This is a genomic window from Viridibacillus arenosi, from assembly GCF_001955655.1.
In the GTDB taxonomy this organism is placed as follows: domain Bacteria; phylum Bacillota; class Bacilli; order Bacillales_A; family Planococcaceae; genus Viridibacillus; species Viridibacillus arenosi.
In genome coordinates, this window is record NZ_MSPW01000006.1 from 155,335 (window position 1) to 174,797 (window position 19,463).

Consider the following 19,463-nt stretch of genomic DNA (forward strand, 5'->3'; position numbering starts at 1 on the left):
TGTTTTGAAACCTTTTTATATAAGGTTGATTAAATTATTAAGTGTGATAACGTAAAATAAATTCAATATTTTTGAGAGGGTGTTTTTTTATGGATTTTAAGGAAATGATTTATCATATTTTAAATGGTGAAGCTGTTCTATTTTTAGGAGCAGGATTTTCTAGAGAGGCTACTAATATTATAGATACTGAGATGTCAGATGCTCAAAAATTCAGTGATAAATTAGCTGAAGATATGGGTCTTGATGAAAAAGATTCATTAGATATTATTTCTGATATTTATCTACAACAGGTAGGTGATGATGAGGATGAGTTAATTCATCGTAAGCAAGAATTAGTTAGAGTTATTCAAAATTTGTTTTATACAAAAAAAATAACTGAAGTTCAAAAGGAAATCTCGTTATTACCTTGGAAAAGAATTTACACTACTAATTATGATGACATAGTTGAGTATGCACATAATTTTAATATAAGAACATATCATTTGAATTCTCCTATGAAAGAGATATTAAAAGATAAATCTATAGTTCACCTTAATGGATATGCTAGAACTGTAAATACAGATAAAATTGATAACCAATTTAAATTAACTACTCGTAGTTATTTATTAACTGATTTTCAGAAAAGTCCTTCTAAACAAGCTTTCGATCATGATATAAAGACAGCAAAAGTAATAATAATAATAGGAGCCTCATTTAGGTATGATTTAGATATTCAAAGATTACTTTACAAATTCCCTAATATTAAACAAAAAGTATTTTTTATTGAAAGGGAAGATAAAGTATTCACCCAGGTCGAAAAAAATAAAAAGAATTTAATTGGAGATATAATTCAAATTGGAATGGAAGGGCTAGTACAAAAGGTTGAAGAAGAAAAGAAAGACTTTATAAAGTCAACTGAAAATGAAAAATTTTTAAGCTTTATTAAACTTTCTACAAAGTTCAATACTGAGTTTGAAGAATTGAATGAAGAAAATATTTGGGATTTGTTGATAAATGGTAATTTAGATGAAAGATTACTTTATCTTCATAAAAACGAGGGGAAATATTTAGTAAATCGAAAATGGATTCAAAATATTATAATGGACTTTGAATCTAAAGATATGAAAATCGGTATCATTCATTCTTATTTAGGGAATGGTAAATCAATACTATCTAAGCAGATAGCTTATGAATTAGTTGATAAAAAGCAAGTATTTGAATTTATAGGTTATGATTATGATTGGGAATTAGAGTTAGAAAAAATAGCTAATATGCAGAAGGAAGTTATCATACTTGTTGATGATTACCAAAACAATCTAGACTTTATTTTTAAAGCTATTAATCTTACAGGTAGTAACGTTAAATTATTACTAAATTGTAGGACTTCTATTAATTTAAGTGTTTATCATAGAATAGAAGAAAGATTGTCAAGCTCTCTTAATATCAAGGAATATGATATCAATGTATTAGTAGAGGAAGAAATAATTAATTTTGCTAAATACTTAAAAGATAGAAATTTTAGAAATGTTTTTGGCAAAAATGACGAAGAAATAATCAGATTTATTAAAGTAGATTGTAGATCTAATTTGGTAAATATTTTAATTGATCTTATAAATTCCCAAGAGATTAAAGAAAGAGTCAATGGTATCATAAATCCAATTTTGAAAAATGATGCTCAAAAAGAATTGTTATTAGCAATTATTATAAATAATACTTGTCAACTAGGATTAAAATTCGATGAATTAGTTACGATTTTAGAGTCTGATTTGAATTTTACAGCTTTAATAAGAGATAAAAACCTTCAAGAAATAGTGAATTTTCATGATAATAAAATTTTAATCAAATCTTCAATCTTAGCTAAATATATACTACATTCAAATGATTTTAATAGTGAATTAATGAAAATTATTGAAAAAATAGCAGTTAATGCATACTTGATTAATGAGTATAAGTGCAAAAATATACGTGAAAAATTAATATCTTTATCAAATATAAGGGAATTAATTTTTCAAAATAAAAGGGTAAGTACATTGCAAATAAATAAACAAATTCTGAGTTTATTTGAGGGCTTGAAAGATTACAAAGAGTTTAAAGGTAATATATTCTTTTGGCTACAATACGCTATGGCATGTATAGATTCAAAATCTTATTTGAGGGCAGAAGAGTATTTTAGTAATTCTTATAATCTAGCAACAAAAGCTAATGGTTTTAATACCTATCAAATTGATACTCAGTATGGAAGGTATAAATTAAGTAGATGTATTAATGAAGATAATCTTGAAAATTCAATTGAAAGTCTTAAAGAAGTGCAAGCATTATGGCTAGGAGCAATAAAAATGAAAAAAGAAAGATCAGATTATGTATTTAAGCAATTTCAACTATTGGAGGTATTTGTTAATAAATTTTCTCGAAAATGGAAAGATAGTGACATTACTTATGTAATCTCACTATTAAATTATTTAGAGAAAGTTGTTAATCAAACTAAAAGTAGAGATAAGCAAAGGACTTTACATCTAATTGGGAATTGTAAGAAAACTGTGTTCAAAGCTGCTGTGCAAGCTTAAATTTCAGCTGAAGTAGAGACTTATCTAATATTAGTTTAATCAAACGTAGTCAAAAACGTAGTCAAAAAAATCAATTGCCCCCACAACTATTGATATATCAGTACTTTGAGACGGTTGGTTCGACTCCCGCCGTCTCCATATTTAAATTTAGCAGTAGAAATGCTGTTAAATCAACGTTTAAACAAAGTTAGGGTGATTTGATAGGAGTTATACTCTTATTGAATTGCCCTTTTTTGTTACTAAAGGAAATTACATTATTTATATGAAATCTGTTTATAAACCTTCTGATTCCAATTTGAATTAGGGGGTTTTTTATTGTCTAAAAATAGGAAGCACGGCGTTATGCTATTGAAGAAATACAATCGAGAGTCATTAAGGGTAATAAAAGTTGGACGCCTATAAGCTTTGGAATGGAAGTTGTATTTAAACAAATGCAGTTAACGGTTAATAGACCGCGGACAATTCCTGTATTTCAACAATTGGATAAAGGATAACTTTTTAAGGTGAAAGCCTTCTACGAAACAAGACGACTAGAAACCTCGTCAAGCACTACGACGCTGAATGATCGTAGTTACTTATTGTCTATTACTCTTTTTTTGAGTTTTAGACAGTAGGTAACAATTCTGAGCCTATTTCCTGTTTGCGCAGCTATTCTGCAGAATGGGGTTTATTTGTCAACCTATAAATATTCGAAGAGTAAAAGATTTTTTAGCAATTGGATAATAAGAGATGTATGTGACTTAGTCTTAGACAAACTTACTTACTAAGTTAAAATTTAAATAAATGAGCCAAACGAAATAACTTAAAATTATAGCCCATTTCAGATTGTATAGGATTTCAAACAATATAATATAATATTACATTTATACTAAATATTTACAAATTCGTTATTATGATATAAAATGTAAGATGTAATAAAAATTAGGGGGTATAAAATTGAAAAAATTAATTAGTATTTTATCTATCTTTTCTATTTTTTCTTTACTTGTGTTATTAATCCCAACGCAAGCTGATGCTGCATCAACTGGTACGGGACCATACAGAAAGGCATTATCAAATTCAGGTTATTCGTGGATGTCTACAAATGTTTACATACCTGGTGGGAATGACGTACGTTATGGTAATACTACTGACACAGGTTATATTTATTTAGGTGGACATAATGGTTCGGTAGAAGTAGATGCGGGATTACAACATAGTCCAACACTAGATAATTGGGCCCCGTTTATTTCTGTGAATGGTACTCGCCCTTCAAGTGGTACGTCAACAACTCGTTTTAAAAGTGGACAAACTGTTTTTATGAAGTTTTATGTAACATCTGATAATACTGTGGAGCTTAGTGTAAGTGGAATTGCTACAGATGGGGTTAAGCGTACAGTTGTGTTAAATGCTACTGCAAAAGGATGGAAAAAAAGTGGAACAGGCAATTCATTAAAACGTGTAACGTCAATTGCACAAATTGGTGGAGATAATTTTGCTTCTAAATCTTATATGAAAAATGTGTATTGGTCAGACGCTACAATAGGAACAAGTTCTACTTCAAATGCAGTTTGGTCTGGAGTACATACGAATTCTTTCAATAGCTATCAAGCACCTTATGTATCAGTTCAATATGTAAATCAAAGTCAAGAAACTGTAAACATAAATTTAAACTAGAAAATTATTAATCATGCTAATGAGGCTGGTATTCCACTGCAGAAAAAGAAATCGCATAAAAAAGCGAAGTAAATAAAAAGAGCGCCTAGCTTTATGCGAAGGCACTGAAAAAGTCCATAAAATGAATTTTAGCCATGGCGGAAACGATTAATCGTTTCTGCCATGGCTTTTTCTCCGAGGCCGTTAATTTCACTACGAGGGAAAGATCAAGTTGGTCATAGCAATGCCACTGACAAAGTCCATATAGTATATAGAAGATAGCCCATTCTCGCTAAATTCGAGGATGAGCTATCTGTTTTTCTGTATAATAGATGTACTAATTCCAGGTAGTGTTTTCGACGAAATTTTGTTTCTATAGTGGTCGCAATGTATTGTTATCCGTTTGCATGTCCAATTAATTACTACTCTCTATTTTTGAGTTATCAGATGTCGAAGTTGTTGAACGCTTTAAATATTCCTGAGATATGGCGTCAGAAGAGCCCGCCAATTAATAAAATTTCACAACATCTTCAAAAGGTAAGAATGTTCTTTCTCCTGGTTGTTCGTTTGGCTCACCAAATGGCATTTGTGCTACTAGGCTCCATTCTGCTGGGATATCCCAAGTTTGTTTTACTTCATCATCAATAATTGGGTTATAGTGCTGCAATGATGCACCGATTCCTTCAGCAGTTAATGACATCCATGTTGCGTATTGCAACATTGCACTGCCTTGATGAGACCAAAATGGGAATTGTTCTTTATAAGATGGTGCATTTTCTTGCATTGTTTGTATTGTTTTTTGGTTTTCGAAGAATAGTACTGTTCCTACTCCATCGCGGAACCCTTGTAATCTTTCTGCAGTTGCCTCAAAATTCTCTGCTGGTACACGAGAGCGAAGTGTTTCTTTTACGATATCCCAAAACTTGTCATGTTCATTTTCCATTACTACAACGATACGTCCACTTTGCATATTAAATGATGTCGGAGCATATAAAGCTGTTTTTAATAGTTCACTGATTCTTTCTTTTGTAATGTTTTCATTTTTTTTCACCTTACGAATAGAACGACGGTTAATAATTGCTTCTTTTAAGTTTGTTGTAGTTACTGACATTTTAATTCCTCCAAATAAGTTTAATTTTAAAATAATATATAAACACATAGATTTTTCTGACAGAGCAAGCAGTTATTTAAAGTAAGGAAATACTTACAAAACTCAACTGTAGTTTAAATCTAGTATTAGCAATTCCCATTTATATCGCATTGCATGCCATCAAAGTCACTTGTTTGCTTTTTTTTTTAATTCCTTATCAATGACTTGAGCTAATCTTTCTTTGCTGGCTAATCCTTGAATCACTTCATCACCAATAATAAACGTTGGCACAGCCATAATTTGCGCTTCTTCATAAGCGTGAGTTAGAGCTTTTTGATGAACCTCGCGATATTTGCGTGATACTAAAGCGTCCTTAAAATCATCCATAGACAAACCAACTTCACCTGCTAAATTTGTTAATACTTCTACGTTCTCTATGTTTTGCTCCTCTTGGAAAAACGCAGTAAATACTCTATGGTGAAATTCATTTCCTTTTCCATGTTCTTTTGCGAAATGACATCCTTCAAATGCCAAGTTGGTATATGGGTGTGGAGAAACACGTGGTAAACGCATGTCAACTCCTAGTTTTTTTGCAGTAGGTAGGATAAAGGAATCCCATGAACTTAATTTATCAGGTTCTTTCCATGGATCGATTTTAGAATGTGGACTTGGACGTAATTCAAATGGCATCCATTCTACTTCTACGTCTTTTTCCTTTACAATCTCATCTAAAGGACCTTTACCTAAAAAACAAAATGGGCATATAAAATCCGAATAAGCTTTAATTTTTACAGTCATCGTATATTACCTTCCTTTTTTAGTAGTAATAGTACAATGTTGTAACAAACTAAGTTACAACATCTTTAAAAAAATATAGAAATCATAAATATTCTTACACTTTTACAGAGTATAATGTATTTTATTTTGTAGTGATGTTTCTATTTAAGATAAATAAAATATGAACAGCAATTGAAAATCGACTACTATTAAAAATTTAACCTCTCTGTTGTAACTATTATAGTTACAGCTTTAACAAATGTCAATTATTTATTTTTGTGTCTATATAGTTGTTAGTGATATAACTCTTATTGTAGGTTATAAAAAAGAATGATTCGATATGGAGAAAATAAAAAAGTATCCATTAGCGAGATTAAATAGAGCACAAATAGAGAAAGCTGTAGCCACAATTAAAACCAACGAACAAGGAAGGTTAGGTGGCTACCGATGGAATTAGAGAAAAAACTATATTGCTACAACTGCAAGGAAGAAACAGTGTATCAAAAAAGACGTAATAATAACACGTATATGGAAAGTCATTGCAGGGAATGTGGTTGTTTTGAATGGCAGAATAGAGCAGTAGAAAGTGAAGTAAAGAAATGGGCAGAGTATAATTTAGTAAAAGGAATACCGAACTTTGAAGAAGTACAGAGAATTATTTAATCGAATAGCTTAAATCCAGGACAGCATGTTTTTTATCTTTAAAATATATCTGCTAAATAAACATCCCACTTAAATTAATACTTTTAAGAAGGCTCAGAGTGTACAAAAGGCATCGAGAAGTCAATTCTCATTGCCTTTTGTCTTTTTTACATTCTTTTTTTAGGTTTAAACAATAGGATAATTCATTTAATTAACCGTACTTTTCAATAACCTTCCCACTATTAAGCTGCTCGCCATGTCTAAGTGACGAGCTTAATTATTTTCCTTATCTCAAAAATACTGTTTATAGTAGGCTGTCATAGTTACACATTCAGTTGATTGGAGCGGAGTGCGGCGACTCCAGCGGGAAAAGCGGGATAGTCGAGACCCTAGACTAAGCATAGCGAAGGAAGCGGCTCGGCCCCGCCCGCGGAAAGCGTCCGCACGCAGCGGAAATCAACGGCCTTATTCATACATATGTATTGTAAAAAGAAAAAGGCTGTAGACAAACTCTAAATTCTTCGAGTTTGTCTACAGTATGAGCCTTCCTAAATTAACTTTTAAGAGGGCTTAAAGTCCTTGGGTAATTGGAAGCGCTATTATAAAAATACTTATTGTCAATGGGTGAGAAAATACATACAATTAGACAGAACGGAGGTATTTCTACATGAAAAAAGCTTATTTAGCCAACAGTCTGTTCAGTTTAGGCAATCTATTTGTTAATGGACTTCAGAATGGTGAAATTGCTACTACGAAGCAAGAAGTAACCGAGGCTTTCAAAATGCATTACTCTCCATAATTTTAATGGTTATTTACCTTATTATTCTTTCAAAATTACTAGGTTACCATTAAAAAGGAGTTTATTTAGATTATGTGGTTTTTATTTGCAATATTAACATGGCTCTCATGGGGAGCAGCGAACTTATTTTATAAAAAGGGCTCAGATACAAATGACAAAAATAGTCATATTAAAATAACGATTATGGTTGGTCTTGTTATGGGGATTCACGCAACGATCTATATGTTCGTGAAAGGTTTAGAATTCCATCCACAAGATATGTTAACGTATTTGCCTGTTTCAACATTGTATATTGTTTCAATGGTTTTTGGTTATGTTGGGTTACGTTATTTAGAGTTATCCATTGCAGCACCAGTGCAAAATGCTTCAGGTGCGGTTACAACGATTTTACTATATATGTTCTTTCCACAAGAAGTTACTTGGATACATTTTGCAGGTATCATTGCTATTACAGCCGGCGTTATTTGGATTGCTGTTATTGAAAAACAACAGGACGATGCATTATTACGTTCTCAAAAAGTTAAAATTGAACGTAAATATCAATTTGGATTTTTCGCAATGTTATTCCCGATTTTATACGCATTAATAGATGGGGTTGGAACTTTCGCTGACGGTATCTACTTAGATGAGTTAACAATTATGACTGAAGATGCTGCTCTACTAGCATATGAATATACATTCTTTATAGTAGCAGTTGTATGCTTTATCTATCTTCGCTTCTATAAAAAAGTTAAATTCAATGTATTTAAAGAGCGTGATCGTACATACGCAGCAGTTTTAGAAACTATTGGTCAGTTCTTCTATGTGTACGCAATTTCAGCATATGCGTTTATTTCCGCGCCAATTATTTCATCATACTGTATTTTCTCAATTATACTATCGCGTATTTTCTTAAAAGAAAAACTAACAAAGAAACAATACTTCGTCATTGCAATTATTATGCTAGGTATTGTCATCCTTGGTCTTGCTGACGAATTATAATTGTAAAACGTCAATCGAAAAATCGATTGGCGTTTTTTTGTTTTGAACAATAATAAGAATAATTTTTTGTCCTAAAACCATAGTTATAAATCCTTTCTATTTTCGCTTACCAAAATTAATAACGAATGCACCGATGCATCGCCATGAATTTAAAATTACGAGTACATGTTCTGACGTGTCTTTGGGAACAATGATATCAAGGTAACCGTCTTTATACTAAGAATCATAATCGATAGTATTCCAGCTCTTTGTTATTTTCTCGATGGCATTATATTTTTTAGGCTAAACTGCAACGCCACCATCAAACATCTTTTTCATTAGATAAGCAATTTGTTTAGGCGAAAAGAGTACATAGAGTGTAAATAGTAATAGGATCGTTGTGAAAACGAAAATGCCTGTCCGATGTTTCTTCAATAGAGTGACCGGTTTTCCTTCTATCAATCTGCAATCTATTATGGCATAATTTGTCGTGGGCTTCGAATGCTGTTCTATTGAAAATAGGATTTATAAATTTTTTGAGGTGAAACATAAATGTATAAGAGAAAACGACTTTTACAAGGAATACTTGTAATTTCAGCATTAGAGATGCTGTATTATTATTTTATAGGGAAACAATATCTTTTCATAAATGGTCTTGGGGATATGCCTTTTTACATTATTGGCGGTAATGCATTATTATTTGTAGCTTACTTTATATTGGTTGAGAAAAGTAACATTAGAAAAAAGAATGCACTTATCATTATTGCCTATGCACTTTTAATCATAGCTCCGTTCTATTTCCAAAAGCATGTACCGAGTTTTAATGTAGATGATGCAACGCAAATTATTTCGCGAACTGAGGGCGGGAAAGTTGTGAAAGACCGCAAATTTAGCGGGACGATTGTCGACTATTCTGGACTAGAAGTATATATTATTACGCTTGAAAAGGATAAAGAAGTTTCGCGTTATGCATTTGATCCATATACTGAAAAATATTATGCATTTGCGAATTAGAAATGAGGTTTGACAGTGGCAGAACATAGTTTTCATTTGACTGCAAATTGGCCAGGTGGTCGTAATGATGTCGGCACAATCGCATCAGGTCAATTACAAACAAAAGTATCTATTCCCCATGAAATGGACGGGCCAGGAATTGGCACTAATCCTGATGAGATGCTGTTAGGCGCTGCTGCGACTTGTTATATTATTACATTAGCTGCAATGCTTGAACGATCAAGTATTAATGTAGAGAGCCTATCGATGCAATCTGAAGGAATCGTTGATGTAACGAATGGCGTCTTTACGTATAAGAAGATTATTCACAAACCAGAAATCACCTTATCAAGCGGCACAACGGTACGAGATGCTAGTTTAACGCAAAAGCTTGCAGAAAAAGCAGAAAAAACATGTATGATCAGTAAGGCAATACAAGGGAATGTTGCACTTGAATTGCAAGTGCATTTAAAAATAGAAGAGTAAGATGAGCTGCTAAGTATTCGTTAAAAATCGATTACTTAGCAGTTTTTTTATGAATTGAGAACATATCAGCTTAATTTACTTTTGTTTAGGCAAATCCCATGAGGTCTTTCACATGATGAGTATTTTCTTTTGTCGTTAGCATTTCAAGCAATAGGAACGCGACATCAAAAGCAGTACCTGGGTTTGATGATGTTATGATATGGCCATCTTGAACAATTCTCTCATTTTGTACATTTACGCCAAAATTCTTTAACTGTTCTTTTCTTATACTTGTTGGGTGATCGTAAGTTGTAGCTTTTCTATTTGTTAAAATGCCACTTTTACCAAGTGCTAACGATGCTACACAAATACTAGCGATAGGCTTTTGTCTTGCATCAAAATGACGGATTATGTTAGAAAATGATTCACTAAATGCATCGTTATAAAAGCCTGCCTCTTCAAATCCTCCTGGAATAGCTAATGCGTCAAATTCGTCTAATTGAATGTCATGAATCGTTTTTTCAGGGACGACATTGAAATTCCATGTGCAAGTTAATTTATCTCGAAGACCGACTGTCACAACCTCAGTCGAGCCGTCGCCTTCCCATTTGTTCCAACCAAGCACATCTGTAAATACGCTAGCCTCTACTGCTTCAAAGCCATCTGCTAATAACAATAATATTTTTTTCATTTCTTAAATCCCTCCAATACCTTTATTTTAATTGACCAAATAAGTGGATTACATGAGTTGAAAAAGGATATATCTTTAAATGGATTTATATTATAAGGATTTTGAGTTATTCTATTTAATAAAAAAAGGTGAGTGGAAAAATGGATCAAATAGATAAAAAGATAGTAAGGGAATTACAGTTAAATGCCAAAATTTCTATGAAAGAATTAGCAGAAATCGTTCATTTATCGGCTCCGGCAGTTATAGAGAGAGTTCGAAAGTTGGAAGAACAGCAAATAATTGAGGGTTATCATGCGAGTGTTGCATTGAAAAAAATAAATCGTCCAATGCGTGCAATTATTTTGTTCGAGTCAAAGGACTGTAAAGCATTAGCGAATTTTTGTCATAATCATCCTGATGTACTTGAGTGTTACAGAGTGGCGGGCGAGATTAGTTATATTGTCAAAATAGCAACGCATTCTGTAGAGAGTTTAGAGCAATTTATTGATGACTCCATGCAATATGGTACACCTTCAACAAATATTGTATTATCATCGCATGAAAAGAAGGTAATAGAACCATTTATAGTGGAAGAGAAATAATTAAAGGAGTGTCATCGTAAGTAAATTTTTCTTGAAGTTTTAAGCGTTCGGTAAAAAAGGTACTATTTAGTCTCTATCATAATCCTGTATAAAAAATAAAGAAACTAGATAAAAGTTTATTGTTATTCAGCAACTTTATCCTGCTAAAATACTACATTGATAGCACATGAGAAATTTTTACTTTTTTACAAAAAGTACTTAATTTCAGTCTGATTTTATGTAGAATGAATGTAGTATATTAGGGAAATTTCTTATTCAGTTCGTCTTCTTGGTTGTTCATAAAAGGCGAAAAGTTTACTGGAATTTTCACGATGATAAAGAGGAAGTGACTGTTGAATGATTATATTAGACGGAAAGAACTTATCATTGGCGGATTTAAATGTCATTCTAAATGAGAACGTCAAAGTTGAATTAGATAATGATGCGATAGAACTTGTTAAGAAAAGCCGATTAGCTGTTGAGAAAATTGTACGTGAAGATCAAACTGTCTATGGTATCAATACAGGTTTCGGTAAGTTTAGTGATGTGAAAATTGCAGAAGAAGATACACGACATCTTCAACTCCATTTAATCCGTTCACATGCTTGTGGTATAGGTGCGCCTTTTGCTGAAGTCGTTTCTCGAGCAATGGTCGTTCTTCGTTTGAATGCATTGTTAAAAGGTTTTTCAGGTATTCGAATAGAAGTTCTAGAACGTCTTGCGTATATGGTAAATAACCGAATTCATCCCGTCATTCCACAGCAAGGGTCGCTTGGTGCATCGGGTGATTTGGCGCCATTATCACATTTAGCTTTAGTACTAATTGGTGAAGGTTATGTTTGGCAAAAGAATGAGCAAGTACCAGCGGCTGATGTTTGGCAAACTCATAATTTGGAACCGATTACATTAGAGGCAAAAGAGGGATTAGCATTAATAAATGGTACCCAAGCAATGACAGCTCAAGGCGTTGTCAATTATTTAGCAGCAAGTAAATTGGCTTATGACAGCGAATGGATTGCAGCAATGACGATGGAGTCTTTATTTGGAATTGTCGATGCCTTCCATCCAGCGGTTCATGAGGCGCGTGGCTATCAGGAACAAATGGACGTTGCAGAACGTATGCGTAATTGGTTAGCTGGTAGTCAATTAGCGACTAAACAAGGGGAGAAGCGAGTGCAAGATGCTTATTCTCTACGTTGCATTCCGCAAATTCACGGGGCTAGCTGGCAAGTACTCAACTATGTGAAAGAGAAGCTTGAAATTGAAATAAATGCTGCTACGGATAATCCGCTTATTTTCGATGATGGTGATACAATTATTTCAGGTGGGAATTTTCACGGTCAACCCATCGCGTTTGCAATGGATTTCTTGAAAATAGGTATGGCCGAATTAGCAAACGTTTCTGAACGTCGAATTGAACGTCTCGTAAATCCTCAGTTAAGCGAAGGGTTACCGGCATTTTTAAGCCCACAACCAGGTTTGCAATCTGGAGCAATGATTTTACAATATGCAGCAGCAAGTCTTGTATCTGAAAATAAAACATTGGCGCATCCAGCATCCGTAGATTCTATTCCATCTTCAGCCAATCAAGAAGATCATGTCAGTATGGGAACAATAGGTTCAAGACATGCTTATCAAATAATTGAAAATGCTAGAAGAGTGTTAGCAATAGAAGCTATTTGTGCAGCACAAGCAGTTGAATATAGAGGCGTAGAGAAAATGTCTAAAGCGCTTTATACTAAATGGCAAGAAGTGCGCGCAGTTGTTCCTACAATTAATGAGGATCGAATTTTTAGCGAAGATGTAGAAAAGCTCTCTGATTGGTTATCACCAATCAATCATTAAACAAACATAAAAACGCGTCTATTTAGTAGCTATTAGTTGCTAATAATAGACGCGTTTTTATATGAATTAGATGACACCATTAGGGCGATCTAAAGTGACTAAATGGGCATCTTCGTTTTCATGACCCTGTATTAAATCTATTAAAATATTGGATCCAAGCATGCTATAAACTGTACCGTTCCCTCCATATCCTAGTAAATAGAAATGGTTGGGCTGATTAGAATGCTCACCGATAAATGGTAAATTATCGATTGATTCACCGAAAGTAGCACCATACATATATTCAGCCTCTATTAGTTCGTGGGGGAATAGCTTTTGTAGCTCGTCCACTAACTTATCTGCGTGCTGATGGACAATGTTATCTGTTGAAGGTGCTTCAGGAGAATCCTCATCTAATCCACCTGCGATAATTCGATTATCAACAGTAGTACGAAGGTAAAGATAAGGGCGTTTTGTTTCCCAGATGAGTGCGCGCTTATACCAATTGTTTAATGATTTCATTGGTTTTGTCACGATAGCATAAGAACGATTTATCTCAGCACCTTGTCGCTTCCCGAATGGTAATGGTTCATAACCAGTCGTATAAATAACCTTTTTCGCACATAGTTCCTCTTTCGATGTATGAACAGTAATGATCCCTGTCTCTTCATCTTGGGGAGTATCTAGAACTTCAATTCCTTCCAGTAAATGTACTCCTTCTTCTTGCAGTTTTTCCAATAACCCTAGAACAAATTTATAAGGATTTATCTCTGCATCATTTTGAGTAACTATCGCACCTGGTTTTTGAAAGGGCATATGATTTATTATTTCTTTAGCTGTCCAAAATTCACAAGGAAAGCCATTAGAAGATAACGCTTCATATTCCTTTTGTAGTCTTGATACATCTTCCTGCGAACTTGCATAGTAAATACTCGGTCTACGTATAAAGTCCGCACGATCCTGTAAAGTAATGGCGATTTCTTCAAGTTGTTCGATTGCTTGATAGCAAAGTTTATAAAAACGAATGGCATTTGCTTCACCAATTTGTTGTGCAAGCTCATGCAACATAATATCATTTGAAAATTGTAGCAAACCTGTATTTGCAGCAGTACTACCTGTACCAAACGGTCTTTTATCAATTATCGCTACTTTTAAACCTTCTTTAGCGAGTGTATATGCAGTTAATGTACCTGACATCCCACCACCAACAATAATAGCATCATAGCAATCTGACTTTTCTACCGGTAGCACTTTAAAACGTTTAGTAACTGTTGTTGGCCAATATAAAGAACCTTCATGTATATGCACTTTTTAATACCCCCTTACAAAGCTATTCATATTTACCCATAGAACGCACAACATAATCATTCTATCTAGATATTTGTTATAATGAATGCTTGATAGATATTAAATTGAATAGATTGAGAGGATATATATAATGAATGAGCAACCACATATTTTAGTAGTAGATGGAATGGCACTGTTATTCCGTTCGTTTTTTGCAACAGCCCCGATGAACCAATTTTTTAGAAAAGAAGACGGTACACCGACAAATGGAGTACAAGGTTTTGCACGTCATGTTTTGACTGCACAATCGATGATGAAACCGACTCATTTGGCAGTATGTTGGGATATGGGAGTACACACTTTCCGAAATGAGCTATTTGATGGCTATAAAGCAAATCGTCCGAGTCCACCAGATGAATTGAAGCCACAGTTTGATATGGCGAAGGAAGTATCCGAAATGATTGGCTGGAAAAATTTTGGTGAAGTAGGAATGGAAGCAGACGATACAATTGGTTCAATCGTTGAAAAATGGAAGAATGATGCGAAGATAACAGTTGTCAGTGGCGATAAGGATTTATTACAGTTATTAAATCCTTCAACTACTATTGCCTTAACGAAAAAAGGTTATACAGAATACAATGTCTATGATGTTCAACGTTTTGAGGAAGAATATGCAATTGCACCTGCATTATTTGCTGATGTTAAAGCATTTATGGGCGATTCAAGTGACGGTTATCCTGGGGTTAAAGGTATTGGTCCTAAAACTGCTTTGAGCCTCATCCAAAAATATGGAACAGTGGATGGTGTTTTAGCTGCGATTGATGAGCTTAAACCAGCACAACGTTCGAAAATCACAGAGTATGAAGAAATGTTAAGGTTGTCACATCAACTAGCAAAAATTCATACAGAAGTACCTATTCATGCAACAATTGATGATTTATCATTGCCGTTACTAACGCAAGAGAAGCTTGATCAATTAACGATGGACGGTTATTCACTGATTTCACGCCATGCAAAATCATTATTCCCGAACGGTTAAAGGCGTCATTTTTACAAAGTTAAGTACTTTTTGATTGGCTTTATAAGAGACTTCGCTTATTTGACTATCACGATTTTGTCCACCATTATCATGGATAATGAGAATGACATCGTTCTCAACCTCTTCATAACCAATGAGCGGTACCCAGTGATAGGCGTATTTGGGCTTTAAGTAAAAATGAAAAGAAAAATATTTATCAAACTTCATTGCAACCGGTCTTCCCGCGCGCAATTCAAACAAAGCATCATGAAAGCTACAGCTTTGAATAGACCAATCTGGCCCAACTATTTTCCGCATATTATGAATGAAGCGGTATTTAAAAAGGCCAATTGGTGTTGTTCCTAGCTGTTTATAAAGCTGATTGATGCTTTTTGTTTTTTCATGAGGTAACAGATAATCTAACATGATAGCAGCGGTTGTTGGTCCACATGCAGAATTTCGGAATTTTTTAAGCACATTATCGGCATGTTGGGATTGCCCATTTACAGGTAATTGAATGCGCATATAATTCGCCTCCATAAAAAGAATGTATGAATCTATACGAGATAGGATTCCGCTTGTAGATACCCATAAGAAAAATACAAACCTATCTCTAGTTACAATATATGAAGCGTTAGTTTAATCATTAATATAACAATCATGGATATGGGTATGTAATTGTTAGAACTTTTCATGAATAGAATACATAGTATATTACAAAATGTATAAGAAAAAACGGATAGACACTAACTTGCTTTCCATTTTTGAACTTGCCAAGTACAATTGGCGAGTTTCTTTAAATTCACAACAGCAAAAGTAAGCATCTTCTGCATGGACACTTTTTAAGACCTCTTAAGGTTGGCCACCGCAACCTCAATTTTCTCCATAAGATGTTCTTGGGTACTAGTTGATACAAAGCAATCATTTCAATTTGATTTCTTTCGAGATTTTTTTATTTCCCATCAACTCAAAAGATTTATGTATATTACATGTGTAGTTGATTGGAGCGGAGGTGGCGACTCCTGGGGGAAAAGCGGGGCGACGAAGCGACATGGCGCCCGCCCGCGGAAAGCGTCCACCGTAGCGGAAATCAACAGTCCTATCTATTTATTTTTTAAAACAAAAAGACTGTAGACAAACTCGAAATTCTTCGAGTTGTCTACAGTCTATCTGTTAAAAAATGTTACGCATTTGCCTTTTGTGCTTCTAAGAATTCAGTTACTTGAGCTGGTGATTTAGCATTTGCACTGTGAAGGTGCGCTAACTTTTCGCCTTCTTTGAAGATCAGTAAGCTAGGAATACCCATAACATCATACTTTTCAGCAAGTTCTGGAAGCTCATCGCGGTTCAATTCATACCAATCATATTGATTGTATTCTTCGATAATAGGGTCGATGAACATGTCCATGCGTGTGCAATCAGGGCACCAGCCAGCGTGGAATTTTACGATAACAGGTTTTGCTGTCGAAGTAGTTTCAGTAAATTGTTCAATAGTTGTAATTGGTTTCATAAGTAAATCCCTCCTATAAAAATAGTGTACACGTTTTTTGGTGACGCTGAAAGCAACTTGTTTTAAAAAAGGTGATGATAGTATTTTTAAGGGATTAAAACAAAATTTAATCCATATATTTGTAAAATATGTGAATTTGATTATTGCGAAAAAACAGAAAATAGTCTAAACTAAGAAGCAGATAAGGAAGTTTTATTTTTTTTATTCTTAAAATGAATGAGCATTCATTCAAAAAGGGGAAAAGGGAGGATTTGCTCATGGCTTATCAAATAAAAAAAGCAGCTGTATTAGGTTCGGGGGTAATGGGTTCGGGGATCGCAGCCCATTTAGCAAACATTGGTATTCCAACAATTTTGCTTGATATCGTACCAATGGAATTGACTAAAGAGGAAGAAGCAAAGGGGCTTACTTTAGATAGTTCGGTCGTACGTAATCGATTCGCAGATACGGCATTACAAAAGCTTTTGAAACAAAAACCAGCACCATTAACTGCAAAGAAAAACTTAGCGTTATTATCAGTTGGGAACTTCGAGGATGATCTTGAAAAACTAAAAGAAGTGGACTGGATTATAGAAGTTGTCGTTGAAAACTTAGCTATTAAAAAGAGTTTATATGAAAAAATTGATATAGTTCGTCAACCTGGCACAATTATTAGTTCAAATACATCTGGCATTAGTATTGATGCAATGGCTGAAGGTCTTTCAGAAGACTTCCAAAAGCATTTCCTAGGCACTCATTTCTTCAATCCACCACGCTATTTGAAACTGCTTGAAGTAATTCCGGCAAAGAATACTTGTCCTGATGTAGTGGCATTTATGAAGGAATTTGGAGAAGACAAACTAGGAAAAGGTGTCGTTCTAGCAAAAGACACACCAAACTTCATCGCTAATCGGATTGGTACATATGGCTTGCTTGTTACTTTACGTGAAATGCAAGAACGTGGTTATTCGGTTGGTGAAGTAGATTCTGTTACAGGACCTTTAATTGGCCGTCCAAAATCAGCAACTCTTCGCACATTAGATGTTGTCGGCTTAGATACTTTCGTTCACGTCGCAAAAAACGTTTATGATCAAACAACGGGTGAGGAGCAACGAGTATTCGAAGTACCAGCTTATATTCAGAAGATGGTTGATAATGGCTGGTTTGGAGCCAAGTCAGGTCAAGGGTTCTTCATTAAAAAGGGAAAAGAGATATTAGAGTTAAATACAGATACATTTGAATATGAACCAGTAAAAAAACTCCGCACTCCTTCAACTGAAATGGCAAAGCAACAAAAAGGATTAGCAGCGAAAGTGAAGTTGTTAACATATGCTGATGACCGTACAGGAGAATTATTGTGGAATGTGCTAGCACCAACTTTACTTTACTCAGCACAATTACATGGTGAAATTGCCGATGATATTGTCGCAATCGATAACGCCATGAAATGGGGCTTCGGCTGGGCACAAGGACCATTTGAAATTTGGGATGCAATAGGTGTTAAGAAATCAGTTGAGAAGATGACTGCTGAAGGTAAAGAAATTCCTAGTTTCGTAGAAGGATTACTAGCTAAAGGCTATGAAACTTTTTATAAAGAACTAGAGGATGGATTAGCATACTTCGATGGTGAAGATTACAAGTTAGTACCAGTTAATGAAAAAGCAATTGATTTAAAGCGCTATAAGAAAAAACATGGTGTTATTAAATCAAACTCAGGAGCAAGCTTAATCGATATGGGGGATGGCATTGCATTACTGGAATTCCATTCACAAGCAAATGCTATCGGTTTAGATGTTATACAAATGATTAATTTTGCCATTGATGAGGTAGAAGCAAATTACAAAGGGCTTGTTATTGGTAACCAAGGGAAGAACTTCTGCGTTGGTGCCAACTTAGGAATGATTCTTATGGAAGCCCAAGATGACAACATTTTTGAGTTAGACTTCACGATACGTGGTTTCCAAAATGCGATGACGAAAATTAAGTACAGTTCAAAACCAGTAGTAGCAGCACCATTTGCGATGACGCTTGGTGGCGGTTCTGAAGTTTGTTTACCAGCAGCTCATATTCAAGCAACAATGGAAACGTATATGGGCCTAGTGGAAGTAGGCGTAGGTCTAATTCCTGGCGGTGGTGGTAATAAAGAATTGTACTTAAAGCATTTAAAAGGATTACCAAATGGAGTACAAGTCGATTATCAAAATATCGCAAACAAAGTATTTGAATCTATCGCAATGGCCAAAGTTTCAACATCTGCTGAGGAAGCGAGAGAAAATAATTTCTTAAACTTTGCAGATGGTATTAGTGTTAACTCTGATCACCAACTATATGACGCCAAACAAGCAGCATTGGCATTATATGAAGGTGGTTATACAGCGCCAATTAGAACTAAGGTGCCGGTTGTAGGTGAAACTGGTTATGCAACATTATTGTTAGGAGCACAAGGAATGTATCAATCAGGCTTCATTAGTGAGCATGATTTGAAAATAGCGAAAAAGCTTGCCTATGTTTTGGCGGGTGGCAAAGTTCCATACGGCACATTAGTGGATGAACAGTACTTACTAGATTTAGAGCGTGAAGCGTTCTTAAGCCTTGTAGCAGAGCCAAAATCACAAGCTAGAATGCAACATATGTTAGTGAAAGGTAAACCACTTCGCAACTAGTTTTAGAGAAGTGATTAAGGGGGAATC

General features: G+C 34.4%; 16 protein-coding genes and 1 pseudogene. 11 read left to right on the top strand and 6 right to left on the bottom strand.

Annotated elements, in window-relative coordinates:
• The first annotated feature begins 89 nt into the window (after positions 1-89).
• Complete coding sequence (locus BK137_RS12915; protein WP_038188770.1) at positions 90-2,543, top strand: SIR2 family protein; 2,454 nt, start codon at positions 90-92, stop codon at positions 2,541-2,543.
• 936 nt (positions 2,544-3,479) lie between these two features.
• Positions 3,480-4,199, top strand: coding sequence for a YrpD family protein (locus tag BK137_RS12920; RefSeq protein WP_051448803.1), 720 nt, complete (start codon positions 3,480-3,482; stop codon positions 4,197-4,199).
• Positions 4,200-4,686: 487 nt separating this feature from the next.
• On the opposite strand, the gene BK137_RS12925 is transcribed toward BK137_RS12920, so the two are convergent.
• Positions 4,687-5,289 carry a nitroreductase family protein gene (locus BK137_RS12925; RefSeq protein ID WP_038188760.1) on the bottom strand — a complete coding sequence of 201 codons (603 nt, stop codon included), beginning with the start codon at positions 5,287-5,289 and terminating at the stop codon, positions 4,687-4,689.
• 125 nt (positions 5,290-5,414) lie between these two features.
• Positions 5,415-6,066 (bottom strand): annotated as a pseudogene (locus tag BK137_RS12930) (DsbA family oxidoreductase).
• Positions 6,067-6,492: 426 nt separating this feature from the next.
• Between BK137_RS12930 and BK137_RS12935 the strand changes: the two are divergent.
• The 5 genes from BK137_RS12935 (at position 6,493) to BK137_RS12950 (ending at position 9,925) form a co-directional block, all read left to right on the top strand.
• On the top strand, positions 6,493-6,708 hold the full coding sequence (locus BK137_RS12935) for a hypothetical protein (protein WP_038188755.1): 216 nt from the start codon (positions 6,493-6,495) through the stop codon (positions 6,706-6,708).
• A 646-nt stretch (positions 6,709-7,354) separates the two neighbouring features.
• Complete coding sequence (locus tag BK137_RS22820) at positions 7,355-7,486, top strand: hypothetical protein (protein WP_268746470.1); 132 nt, start codon at positions 7,355-7,357, stop codon at positions 7,484-7,486.
• Between the two features lie 72 nt (positions 7,487-7,558).
• On the top strand, positions 7,559-8,467 hold the full coding sequence (locus BK137_RS12940; RefSeq protein ID WP_038188754.1) for an EamA family transporter: 909 nt from the start codon (positions 7,559-7,561) through the stop codon (positions 8,465-8,467).
• 531 nt (positions 8,468-8,998) lie between these two features.
• A complete protein-coding gene (locus BK137_RS12945; RefSeq protein ID WP_038188748.1) occupies positions 8,999-9,460 on the top strand; it encodes a hypothetical protein in 462 nt (153 codons plus the stop codon).
• Between the two features lie 15 nt (positions 9,461-9,475).
• Positions 9,476-9,925, top strand: a complete 450-nt coding sequence (locus BK137_RS12950; RefSeq protein ID WP_038188745.1) for an OsmC family protein — start codon at positions 9,476-9,478, stop codon at positions 9,923-9,925.
• Between the two features lie 85 nt (positions 9,926-10,010).
• Here BK137_RS12950 and BK137_RS12955 read toward each other — a convergent pair whose 3' ends face one another.
• A complete protein-coding gene (locus tag BK137_RS12955) occupies positions 10,011-10,595 on the bottom strand; it encodes a DJ-1/PfpI family protein (protein WP_038188743.1) in 585 nt (194 codons plus the stop codon).
• Positions 10,596-10,735: 140 nt separating this feature from the next.
• On the opposite strand from BK137_RS12955, the gene BK137_RS12960 reads away from it, so the two are divergent.
• Together BK137_RS12960 and hutH are read left to right on the top strand one after the other, a co-directional pair.
• Positions 10,736-11,176 carry an Lrp/AsnC family transcriptional regulator gene (locus BK137_RS12960; protein WP_038188740.1) on the top strand — a complete coding sequence of 147 codons (441 nt, stop codon included), beginning with the start codon at positions 10,736-10,738 and terminating at the stop codon, positions 11,174-11,176.
• Positions 11,177-11,512: 336 nt separating this feature from the next.
• A complete protein-coding gene (gene hutH, locus BK137_RS12965) occupies positions 11,513-13,000 on the top strand; it encodes a histidine ammonia-lyase (protein WP_038188737.1) in 1,488 nt (495 codons plus the stop codon).
• Positions 13,001-13,066: 66 nt separating this feature from the next.
• Here hutH and BK137_RS12970 read toward each other — a convergent pair whose 3' ends face one another.
• Entirely contained in the window at positions 13,067-14,287 is a 1,221-nt protein-coding gene (locus tag BK137_RS12970; protein ID WP_038188723.1) for an NAD(P)/FAD-dependent oxidoreductase, read from the bottom strand.
• 130 nt (positions 14,288-14,417) lie between these two features.
• On the opposite strand from BK137_RS12970, the gene BK137_RS12975 reads away from it, so the two are divergent.
• The gene (locus BK137_RS12975) at positions 14,418-15,305 is read left to right on the top strand and encodes a 5'-3' exonuclease (protein ID WP_038188719.1); all 888 of its coding nucleotides are present in this window, start codon (positions 14,418-14,420) and stop codon (positions 15,303-15,305) included.
• On the opposite strand, the gene BK137_RS12980 is transcribed toward BK137_RS12975, so the two are convergent.
• Positions 15,288-15,809 carry a C39 family peptidase gene (locus tag BK137_RS12980; protein ID WP_038188717.1) on the bottom strand — a complete coding sequence of 174 codons (522 nt, stop codon included), beginning with the start codon at positions 15,807-15,809 and terminating at the stop codon, positions 15,288-15,290. The genes BK137_RS12975 and BK137_RS12980 overlap by 18 nt on opposite strands.
• 658 nt (positions 15,810-16,467) lie before the next feature.
• Positions 16,468-16,794, bottom strand: a complete 327-nt coding sequence (locus BK137_RS12985; protein WP_038188714.1) for a thioredoxin family protein — start codon at positions 16,792-16,794, stop codon at positions 16,468-16,470.
• Between the two features lie 257 nt (positions 16,795-17,051).
• Between BK137_RS12985 and BK137_RS12990 the strand changes: the two genes are divergently transcribed.
• Positions 17,052-19,436: a 3-hydroxyacyl-CoA dehydrogenase/enoyl-CoA hydratase family protein gene (locus BK137_RS12990; protein WP_038188712.1), complete on the top strand. Its 2,385-nt coding sequence runs from the start codon at positions 17,052-17,054 to the stop codon at positions 19,434-19,436.
• Positions 19,437-19,463: the final 27 nt, after the last annotated feature.